The following is a 10,914-nucleotide window of genomic DNA, read 5'->3' on the forward strand; positions in this document are numbered from 1 at the left end:
TAAGCGTTTATCCCGCTTAAAAACAAATATCTACCTTTGCGTTGTGCAAAAAATTTTGGCTATTGAAACTTCGGGAAAAGTGTGTTCGGTTGCCGTTTTTGAAAACAGCAGTTGTTTTGGCTATTTAGAAGAAAAAGAAGATTTTAAACATGCCGCCATTTTAACCATTCTTATTGAAAAACTGCTCAATCGACTTGATATAAGGCCAAATCAATTGGATGCTATTGCCCTAAGTGGAGGCCCGGGTTCGTACACCGGATTGCGAATTGGAACCAGCACCGCAAAAGGATTGTGCTACGCACTTGACAAACCTTTATTAGCCATTGATACGCTACAAATAATTGCCAATGGGTTTGTTGAAACTCATAAAAAAAATGGCCTCATTTGCCCCATGGTAGATGCCCGCCGGATGGAAGTTTTTACCTCCCTTTTTGATGAAAATTTAAAAGCCGTTACTGCACCAAAACCTTTGATTCTGGATGAGAACTCATATAAACCTGAACTTGAAAACAGCATAATTCATTTTGTGGGAAACGGCTCTGAAAAGGCAGCTGACGTAATTTTACACTCAAACGCTCGTTTTTATTCGGATGATTTTTTGTCGGCAAAAAATATGGGAGATTTAGCTTTAAGAAAGTTGCAAAACCAAGATTTTGCAGACACCGTCTATTTTGAACCATTTTATCTTAAAGAATTTTTTATGACCGGAAAGAAATGAGGTTGTTTATTGTTTTAGGATGTTTGTGCTGGAGTCTCTCCACTTTTGCACAGTTTGAATACCTATCCGTAATTCCCATCGACAGTACGGCCAAACAAATTTTGGTAGAAACCGAAATAAAAAATCAAATAAATAGTCGAGAAGATTTGTTTACCCAAATTGAACTTCTACTAAAATCGGCACATAAAAATGGCTTCCTTACTGCTTCTATAGATAGTTTTTATGCGGATAGCAGCACCACATTTGTCCATTTTTATGCTGGCAATAAATACACTTGGGCACAAATTTCGCCCGATAGTCTGGCCACTTTGTGGCTCAACGAAACCAATAGTTATTTAAAAATTAAACCGCTAATGCCGGTTTATCAGTATGAGTTTGTGGCTCTGATTGATAGATTGTTAAGGTATGGCGAAAACCACGGATACCCCTTTGCGTATGCCTTTTTGGATAATGTGGCAACCGATTCTCAAAACAGAATATCGGCAGATTTGATTTTAAAACCTTTTCGCTTTTTTGCCTTCGATAGCATTCAAATAGTGGGAGATGCTAAAATTTCTGATAAATATCTCCAGCAGTATTTGGGCATTAAAAATGGTGAGCCTTACAATGAATCATTGGTGAAAAAAATGGATGAAAAACTCCAAAAACTTCCGTTTTGTTCGGTAGAAAAAAACTCGAAAATATTTTTTAAAGATGACAAGGTGCGGCTTGTTGTTTTTCTAAAACATCGAAAAACAGATAGGTTTGATGGTATTGTCGGTTTTGCCCCCAATGCCTCTAACAACAACAAACTGCTGATAACCGGTGAGGCTAATATTGATCTTAAAAATTTATTGAAACGCGGAATTGGCTACTCTATGCATTGGAAAAGTTTTAATGAACGCTCTCAACAGTTAGAAATGGCAGGCCAAATTCCTTATTTTCTAAAAAGCCCTATTGGTGCTGATGCCCAAGTAGAATATTTAAAATTCGACACCCTTTTTTTTACTGTTAAAACCAAAATTGGGTTGAATTATTTTTTTAGTGGAAATGATTTTGCCCAATTTTATATAAAGCGAAACCAATCGGCATTGCTGCACATTGACACAAATTTGGTAAGACAAAGTGGCCGATTGCCAGCAAGCAACCCTGTTAATTCTATTGCCTATGGCTGTCAGATTTCTCATCAAAAACTTGATTATATATACAATCCTCGAAAGGGATTTAGTGTGCAACTCAATGCTAATGTGGGTGTTCGGAGCATTGTGAAAGAATTTCAAATTCAGCAGGTGGTTTTTAAAAACGCTTTGAATGAACAATACAATGTGTATGATTCGGTAAAACTCAAATCATTGCAAGGCGAGTTTCAATATAGTTTTTCCCTGTATCTGCCCATTGCCAAAAAAAGCACATTTGTAAGTGGTCTTTATGGCAAGAGGCTGGTGGCCGAAAATATTTTTGTAAACGATTTGTATCGATTTGGCGGCACAAAATCATTGAGAGGTTTTAACGAAGAATCATTACAGGCCAATAGCTATACGGTGCTTAATTTGGAGTATCGATACATTCTTGGTGGCAATGCCTTTTTTCAACTGTTTGGAAACATTGGCTATATGCAGGATAAAAGCAATCCTGAAACCGGAATCAAAACCGACTATCCTTATGGTTTTGGAACAGGCGTAAATTTGGATGTGAACAATGGCATTTTAACTTTGGCATACGCATTGGGCACTCAACAAGGTAATCCAATAAAATTAAATCAAGCCAAAATTCACTTCGGAATAATCAACTATTTATGATTGTTACAATGGTCTGGTTTAATTCTATTTTGGTCTGTTTTAAGGCCGTTTGAAGTCCTTTGCGTTTTTTTCCTAAAAATCTCCAATTTATATTGCCCAACCACTGACCCACCGAAGAAAGGTATGAATAAGCAAACAAACCCAAGCTTGGCCACAAAAAGAAAAATATGATGGTTGCCCAACCATTGCCCGAAAGTTTCCAAACAATCCATGTTTCTAAAACACAGAAAATAGCGAACATCAATAAACCTAAGGCCAACAACACAGAACCCATAAAATCAACTCTTTTTACCACCCGAAGGGCAATTTGTTGAGTAAAAACAAATGGTAAAAAATGTAATAGAAACCCAATAATAAATATGGGAAAACCGAAAACCAACAGAATAAAATGAAGTATTGGGTAACGTTGCAATCCTTTGTGTGAGCTTCTTTTAAAACTACTTGTTCCTAATTTGAGCTTTTGCAACGCCCACATATAGCTGCTCATGGTATGATTAAATTTATCAAAACCTACGGCATCATTTTCTTTGAAACTATTTATTTGTTCAACAAGTCTTTTTCTTTGGTTGTGCCAATCATCAGAAACATCAGAACTCTCCATGAAAGTTTCAATATGTTCCACTAATTTCATTTTATGTTGGTCATCAACCGTCACAATTAGCTCTTTCAAATTATTTTCTACATCTGCGGTTAAATGGCTTATAGCCGCCCAATAGTCTTTTTCAAATTCATCTTTATAGTCTTTTGGTCTTAATGATTTGCCAATATTTAGGGTTAATCTTCCTCTAAACCGATGTGGATTTGAATAATTGATGCCAATTGGAATTACATGTATGTCCAACTTAAAATTATTCTTTGCCTCAGCCTCCAACGCAATGCGTGCTGCTCCGGTTTTGAGTGGTGCCAAAGTATATTTGGTTTGGCAAATGCCTTCCGGAAAAATGATTAAACAACCATTTTCTTTCATCAACTGGTGGCAATGTCTAAATATATCTTCGTTTTGATTAACCTTTTCTGGATTATGTTCTTTCCGATAAATAGGAATCATGTTTAGTTGTTTGAAAATTTTAACCATTATTGGTTTTTCAAACGATTCACCTCGGGTTAAAAAATTTGCAGTTCTATTGAGCTGGGTGGCCACCACAATGGGATCCATAAATGCACTTCTATGGTTTGGCAAAAGCAGCACTGGTTTGTTGTATGGAATTTCCTCGGCATTTTTTATGTGAATTTCGGCAAAATATTTTCGCACCACATACGACCAAATAAATTTTAGAACGGCATAAAGCATACAAGGGCTATTTTAGAGGCAAATAAACTGCACAATCTATTTTGCATTGTAATTAAAATCTTTGGTTTGAAAGTCAAAAAAACGCAGCAGAGCTCCGCTTTTTATGCCTTTCCCAGTTGTTTCAAGAAATTTTTGTGTGCCCACAAAGCAGCAAAAAAAGTACGTTTTGAATAGTAGGGAAGGTTAAACTCTTTCGCTGTTTTTTGTACAATACCTGATATTTTCTTGTAATGAACATGACAAATGTTTGGAAACAAATGGTGTTCTATTTGAAAATTAAGGCCGCCCACATACCATGAAAAAAGTTTGCTTTTGGGGGCAAAGTTTACGGTAGTTCTTAATTGGTGTTCTGCCCACTGATTTTCCATGCTGCCATCTTCTTTAGGTTCCGGAAAATCTGTTTCAGGCATTACGTGAGCCGGCTGAAAAATACTGGCCAAAATAAAACCTGCCACAAAGTGCATCACCACAAAACCCAAAACAACCACCCACCAACTTTGATTGCTCAAAATCAAAGGCAAAACAAGAAATAGGATGTAATAAATCGCTTTAACAACAATCAGCTCCCTCATTAAACTCTTGTATGGTCGTTTCTCTGATTTCAATAAATTGTTGTTTTTGTATCTGATAAGCTGTTTGAAGTCTTTTGTAGTAGCCCACATTAGGGTCATCAAACCATAAAAAAACCAGGCATAAATATATTGCAATCGGTGTATTTTCATCCTTTTTTTGTGAGGAGAGAATCGCAAAAATGGAACGGTTTCTAAATCCTCATCATGCTCGTTGATGTTGGTAAACGAATGATGAAGCACATTGTGCTGTATTCTCCAATTGGTATAACTACCTCCAACAAACCAAATTACTTTGCTGATAAAATCATTGACTTTTCTGTTTTGAGAATAGGCTCCGTGATTTGCATCGTGCATTATGGATAAGCCAATACCTGCCATTCCCGTTCCCATAATGACCCACAACAGAAGGTATAGCCACGTGCTAACACCCCCCAAAAACAAGACAAATAGATATGGGATAAAATACAAACTCAACATAAAAATGGTTTTCATTACCATTTCGGTGTTGGCATATTTTGATATCTCTCCTTTTTGAAAATATTCGTGAACTCTTTGACGAACGGTATTGTAAAAATCATTGCCCGACTGGCGGGGAAATTTTATTGCTATTTTTTGCATATCCTTTTCGACCTTTCTGTCGAAGGCTGCAAATTTAATTAAATATTTTTTGTCATTTTGTCTCAATTTTTTTTGATTTAGTCGGACAATAAATAAATAACTTATCTTGTTAATAAGCCATACCATATTTTTGAAAAGTGAAAAAACAATCCACCCCTGTCCACTATTTGCTGGTTCTTTTATTTGTTGTTGTTTTTGGCTCTGCAAAGGCTCAAAATATATCTCTAAAGGGCATAGTTGCTGATAGTGCCTCCGGTTTGCCTATTGATTTTGCAAGTGTTGTTATTCTTGAAAAGACCGACAGTTCTGCTGTGTCATTTACGGTTACGAATATTAATGGTGCTTTTGAGTTTAAAGATGTTAAGCCAAAAGAGTATTTAATGCAAATTTTCTATGTTGGATATAACCTACATTCACAATTCATAACTATAGAAGACGGAAAAACCACTGATCTTGCTAAAATTGCACTTTCGCCATCATCCAACACTTTGTCGGTAGCTTTGGTAACAGCCAAGGCCATACCTATTGTTTTCAATGGCGATACAATGGTGTACAACCCCAATGCTTTTAACACAAAAGAAAGTGCAACAGTAGAAGATTTGCTTAAAAAACTTCCCGGGGTAACCGTGGGACGAGACGGAACCGTTTCGGCTCAAGGCGAAAAAGTGGTAAAGGTGTTGGTAAACGGAAAAGAATTTTTTGGAAACGATCCCACCAAAGCCACTCAAAACATAGATGCAAAAAATGTGGCCAAAGTGGAGGTTTTAGATCAAAAATCTGAAAACTCTGAGTTTACGGGTGTTGACGATGGCCAGCGTGAAAAGGTGATAAACCTTGTTTTGAAAGAAGATGCCAACAAAGGAACCTTCGGTAAAATAGAAGCCGGCGGAGGAACCGAAGAAACCTATAGGGTAAAAGGTACATTCAACTACTTCAACAAAGAAAATCAGTTTGCCATTATTGGAAACACCAACAATTTGAATCAAAATGGTTTTAACTGGCAAGAATATTATCAAACCCTTAATGGGTCGCAGTCAATCAGTTTTGGCGAAAGAACCTATTGGTATTCGCAAGGCAGTTGGCTGGGTGCCAACCAAGATGGCCGTCAAAAAGCAAAGGTTATTGGCACAAGCGGCAATTTAAAAATTGGAAAAAAAGGCGAGCTGAATGGCAGTTTGTTTGCTATGAACCGAACAAACAGCCTCATTTCAATTTCTAATTCGGAGAATTATTTACCCGGTTGGACTGTTTTCAATTCATCAAACTACATTAGTGAAGGTTTGAACAATCAAGGGAGAGGGTTTATTAAATATCGATTTAAACCTGATACGTTGAATTGGTTGACCATTTCTGCACAATCGGATCTTTCTTTAGGAAACGATGCTTCTTTTTCTACAAACACAAATAGCAACTCTATTTCCGGTTTTTTGAATAACTCAATGTCAAAAACATACAGTTTTAAATCAAACTATAACATTAAAACAAGTCTATCATACTACCGAAAAGTGAAAGGAACAAAAAACTCTTGGTCTGTTCAAGGTGGTGTAGAGCATAATGCTGCCCGGGATACTTCAAAATGGATTACAGCCTATTCCAATTACGAACAAAAATATACTGACAACGTTAACTATCGGTATAACGACCAAATACTTGGTACGGGTAACATAGCCTTTGGCCAATTTCATTATTCGGCAGCCATTGATTCGTTTGAGTTTCTTACCTTTACCATTAACAATAAATCAACCCTCGGCACATACAACATGCGGCGAATTTATTTGCCATCCGACTCCTTAATTTCTGGGCAAAGCCCAAATATTGCAACAAATTATCGAGTGAGTTCTGCCCAAGTGGGTTATTTCGGCAATTTTGTAAAGAAAAATGGTTGGTACTATCATGCCAATTTGGGTTTATTGAGTATAGGCTTAGATCGAAAACTTACCGAAGCTGCCAAACAAGCATATCGCAACACTATGCTGGTGTTGGCTCCAAATTTTGGGGTAAACTATCAAAAAGGCAAAAACTTTCGATGGCATTCATGGTTCGCAACACAGGAAAATTTTCCTGGTTCGTCGCAAATAAATCCCATTGTTGATGTTCGAAATCCTATACGAACCCAAATGGGTGATTTGACGCTAAACCCTACCTTCAACTACAGCCTTGGATCAAGCTTTCACAAACGAAATACTAAAAAAAACAGCTACTTTGGTGGTTGGGGAAATGCTAGTTTCACACCAAATTCGCTCATAAACGTTCAAACCTTAGATAGCAACAACATATCGTTTACCACATTTGAAAACAAGAAATTTACCTCGTCTCGATATTTTAATTTGAACTATGGTTTTAGTCTAAAAAAATTAGGTATTGATATATCTTTTAATGGGGGGGCTAATCAATATCAATATTACAGCCAGCTAAACGGCATTTTGTATGAAAATTTGCGTTCGTCCTTCGATGTTGGTGGCGATGTAGAATATTCCGGAGATGATTTAACTGTAAGTTTTGGATATTATCCAGAGTACTCTACTCAAAAAGGGGGCTATGTGCGACAAAATCCCAGCTATTGGCAACATACCTTTGACTATGAGGTTATTTTGAACATCACCAAAAGGTTAGAGTTCTCCAGTGAGGGAAATATATATTATTACAATGTTCAAAGCGTTGGCGGAAAACAATCTGTTCCATTAATCAACTCTAAATTGTCCTATCACCTCGATACGACTAACCGTTGGATAGTCCGATTTTCAGCCTATGATATGCTGAAGAAAAATCAATCCATCAATAGAAACTTTTATGGCAATAGTTACTCCGAAACTCGGCAAAATAACATTACCCGATACTTTATGTTCAGTGTAGAATATGCCATTAGAAAAGGCAAACAAAAAGAACAGGTATTACGTCGTTGGGATGGTTAATAGTCGAAGCGTTGCTGGGCTATATTCATACGTAAACCTGCCATCAAAAGTATGGCCTTGTTGCTATTGAGTGGAGCTTCTCGTTTAGCATTTCTATATACAAGCCGCAAATCAAAATAGGTGCGATTGTAGAATTGGTACGAAGCCGATACATCAAAAATCTGAAGTTTATCCTTTAATCCATCGCCAATTTTAATCCCTTTTTCCTTTTGTCGATTGTTGTATCCGGCATTGATGTTTCCGCCCGAATGTGTAAAACTGGTGTAGCTGGAATCTGTTCCGTGCAAAATATTGAAGGCTTTTAATGTAAAGCTCAATTTGGGTATTGGTTGATACCGAACAATGGCCAACACTTCTTTAAAATTGGCTCCCATTGGGTGGGCAATGGGCTGGTCGAAATGGGTATAGGATTGGTCAGGTTTGAAATGGGTATATACGTACGGTCGTACCAAATTGGTTTCTAATTGAAAATCTAAATTACTGATTTTTAAAACATTAAACCACTTAACTCCGGCCTGCATTCCCCATTTATTTACCCAACTGCCTGTGCGGCCAAACAATTCATTTTTATGAAATTCATCCAACACAAATTGTCCGTAAAACTGTTTGTTAATTGCAAAATTCCATTTCCAGTCGGTACCCAAAAAGGCATTGTCCGAACTATTTAGACCATGCTCTACCGCCCGATAAAAAATGATTGGGTTAAGATAATTCAACTCAAAACCCGCTTGTTGGTTGCTATCGTTTCGGGCAAAAATGATGTTTTCGAACAAACCAATTTCAGCCTTGTTGTTTAAAAAACGAAGATTGATGTAATGAAATGCCGAATATTTCTTTTTTAAGCCGTTTATTCCCCCGTTTTGATAATCAGTCAGTTCTGAAAAAATATTGACATAATTGATTTTCCAAACACGGGTATGAATTTTTAAAAACAAATTTTCTTTGGCAAAATCACTCATTATCAAACTGCGATATCCGTTGCCAATAAAATTTTTGTCATGGCCAAATTTAGCCGTCATGTATTTGTTTAAACCAAAAGTAATGTAGCCGCGAGCATTCAAAAAATCATGTCCGTTTTGGCCAAAATTTTTGATAAAACCCGTGCCGGGAATAATGCCTGTTTGTGCTGTTTGGTTGCGGTAATCTTCTATATACCGAAACTGGTTTTCACTCAAAAAAGAATAAAACCCAACCTTGTTGGCAATGCTTCCCCGAAGCTCGGCTCCACGTGTGTTTCTGTAGATATTTTCGGTTGGGGAGAAACCACCATTTACTGCCAAAACCGGATTTACCACCAATTTAAAATCTTTTTCATTTACCGAAAAAAACGAGCCTGTGTATGCAAAAAACCGATTGAGCAACGCATTTTTTGCCTCTCTTTTATAAAAATAAAATGTAGAATCGAGGGCATCCCAATTGTCGTTTACAAAAAGAGAATTGTTGAAGGAGGACACTTTGGGCGGTGGAGCAAACGTGGCAATGCCGGGTTGCATAACCAAATGTTTATTAAAAACCGATCGATTAAACGGCTTAATGCTGGTGCATTCTGCCAATCTATCGTTGTTCAACACCATGTATCTGTCCACCAATCGGTAGTATTCGTCATCAAATGTAAGGTCGCTAATTTGGGCCTGCACCGATTGAAAGCCGAACATCATCATCGCCAAAACCAACCAAGAAATCCATTTTTTCATTGTGACAAAGTTAGGGGGAAAAGATTTTTACTTTGTTTTTATTGATGATAAAGCCACAAAAACCTTTAGAACAATTCATTTTGCCCCGAATTTGATACAAAAAATTGCGAAATTTGCCCCGAATCTGCAACAAAAATTTTATATATTTGCCCCGAATCTGTAACAAAACTCAATGCTTTTTGAACGAAAAATAGTCGAACATTTTGTTGCTTGGCGGTTGAAAAAAGGGCACAAACCTTTGATTGTCAGAGGAGCAAGACAGGTGGGAAAATCCACCACTATCAGGCAATTTGGCAAAAAATACGACTGCTTTTTAGAAATTAATCTCGAAAAACAAGCCGACAACCGTTTTTTTGAGAACGAAGAAAACGTAAATCGAATCATTGAAGCCATTGCCTTTAGCAAAGGAAAAATTATCGTTCCGCACAAAACTTTACTTTTTATTGATGAAATTCAAGAAAACCCAAAAGCCATTCAATGGCTTCGGTATTTTTATGAAGACCAAACCGATGTGGACGTGATTGCCGCAGGGTCATTGCTTGAGTTTGCCATTTCTCAAACACCTTCTTTTCCGGTGGGTAGGATTGAACAAATGGTTTTGCACCCGTTTAGTTTCGAAGAATTTTTGATGGCTATTGGAGATGTTCAGGCACTGACTTATTTCAATCAAATACCTTTTGATGCTCTTGCCTACAACAAACTACTTGATTATTTTAACCGCTACATATTGGTTGGTGGAATGCCCGAAGTGGTGGCCAACTACGTTGAAAGTAATCAATCTTTATTGGGCTTGAACGAAATATATGCCTCCATTTGGGAGAGTTATTTGGACGATGCCGAAAAATATGCAAAAAACGACACAGAGGCGAAAGTGCTGCGGCATATTTTAAAAACTGCTCCATTTGTTCGGGATAGATTCAGCTTTAACGGTTTTGGAAATTCAAACTATCGGTCTCGCGAAGTTGGAGAGGCTTTATCAAGCCTTGATAAATCGAGGTTGATCAAAATTATTTACCCCACCACCGACACCTTGCCACCACTCCTTAATGATTTTAAGCGAAAGCCACGTTTGCAATTTTTAGACACTGGACTACTCAATTTTGCCTCAGGAAATTTATCAGAAATGCTTTATATAAAGGACTTTGCGGCATATCAAAAAGGTTTTTTTGTTCAACATATTGTTTATCAAGAAATTATTGCAAGCACAAATCAGCTTGGTTTTTCACCTCAATTCTGGGTTCGGGAAAATGCTAAATCAAACGCCGAAGTTGATTTAGTTTTAGCACATAAAAATTTTGCCATTCCGGTAGAAATAAAATCGGGTGCCAAGG

The 10,914-nt window shown here is 37.2% G+C and carries 7 protein-coding genes; 4 read left to right on the forward strand and 3 right to left on the reverse strand.

Going from position 1 to position 10,914, the window contains the following annotated elements; all coding sequences use genetic code 11:
* Positions 1–43 precede the first annotated feature (43 nt).
* Entirely contained in the window at positions 44–718 is a 675-nt protein-coding gene (gene tsaB, locus H6607_09345; GenBank protein MCB9262565.1) for a tRNA (adenosine(37)-N6)-threonylcarbamoyltransferase complex dimerization subunit type 1 TsaB, read from the forward strand.
* The gene (locus H6607_09350) at positions 715–2,496 is read left to right on the forward strand and encodes a hypothetical protein (protein MCB9262566.1); all 1,782 of its coding nucleotides are present in this window, start codon (positions 715–717) and stop codon (positions 2,494–2,496) included. The genes tsaB and H6607_09350 overlap by 4 nt, the downstream gene beginning before the upstream one ends.
* On the opposite strand, the gene H6607_09355 is transcribed toward H6607_09350, so the two are convergent.
* Positions 2,483–3,787 carry a 1-acyl-sn-glycerol-3-phosphate acyltransferase gene (locus H6607_09355; GenBank protein ID MCB9262567.1) on the reverse strand — a complete coding sequence of 435 codons (1,305 nt, stop codon included), beginning with the start codon at positions 3,785–3,787 and terminating at the stop codon, positions 2,483–2,485. The genes H6607_09350 and H6607_09355 overlap by 14 nt on opposite strands.
* Positions 3,788–3,888: 101 nt before the next feature.
* Complete coding sequence (locus tag H6607_09360; GenBank protein MCB9262568.1) at positions 3,889–4,977, reverse strand: acyl-CoA desaturase; 1,089 nt, start codon at positions 4,975–4,977, stop codon at positions 3,889–3,891.
* Positions 4,978–5,114: 137 nt separating this feature from the next.
* Between H6607_09360 and H6607_09365 the strand changes: the two genes are divergently transcribed.
* Positions 5,115–7,889, forward strand: coding sequence for a carboxypeptidase regulatory-like domain-containing protein (locus H6607_09365; GenBank protein MCB9262569.1), 2,775 nt, complete (start codon positions 5,115–5,117; stop codon positions 7,887–7,889).
* Here the strand turns inward: H6607_09365 and H6607_09370 are convergent.
* Positions 7,886–9,583 (reverse strand): hypothetical protein, encoded by a 1,698-nt coding sequence (locus H6607_09370; GenBank protein MCB9262570.1) that lies wholly within the window; start codon positions 9,581–9,583, stop codon positions 7,886–7,888. The two genes, H6607_09365 and H6607_09370, sit on opposite strands and share 4 nt — an antisense overlap.
* A gap of 217 nt (positions 9,584–9,800) precedes the next feature.
* Here H6607_09370 and H6607_09375 point away from each other — a divergent pair.
* Positions 9,801–10,914, forward strand: a 1,114-nt coding sequence (locus H6607_09375) for an AAA family ATPase (GenBank protein ID MCB9262571.1), incomplete at its 3' end; no start/stop codon positions are given.

The sequence above is a fragment of the Flavobacteriales bacterium genome, from assembly GCA_020635395.1.
GTDB lineage: Bacteria > Bacteroidota > Bacteroidia > NS11-12g > UBA9320 > UBA987.

What these genes read in the sequence shown, in the direction of transcription:
- H6607_09350 (MCB9262566.1), top strand. Translation starts at nt 715, where the DNA reads ATGAGGTTGTTTATTGTTTTAGGATGTTTGTGCTGGAGTCTCTCCACT.
- H6607_09360 (MCB9262568.1), bottom strand. Translation starts at nt 4,977, where the DNA reads ATGCAAAAAATAGCAATAAAATTTCCCCGCCAGTCGGGCAATGATTTT.
- H6607_09370 (MCB9262570.1), bottom strand. Translation starts at nt 9,583, where the DNA reads ATGAAAAAATGGATTTCTTGGTTGGTTTTGGCGATGATGATGTTCGGC.
- H6607_09355 (MCB9262567.1), bottom strand. Translation starts at nt 3,787, where the DNA reads ATGCTTTATGCCGTTCTAAAATTTATTTGGTCGTATGTGGTGCGAAAA.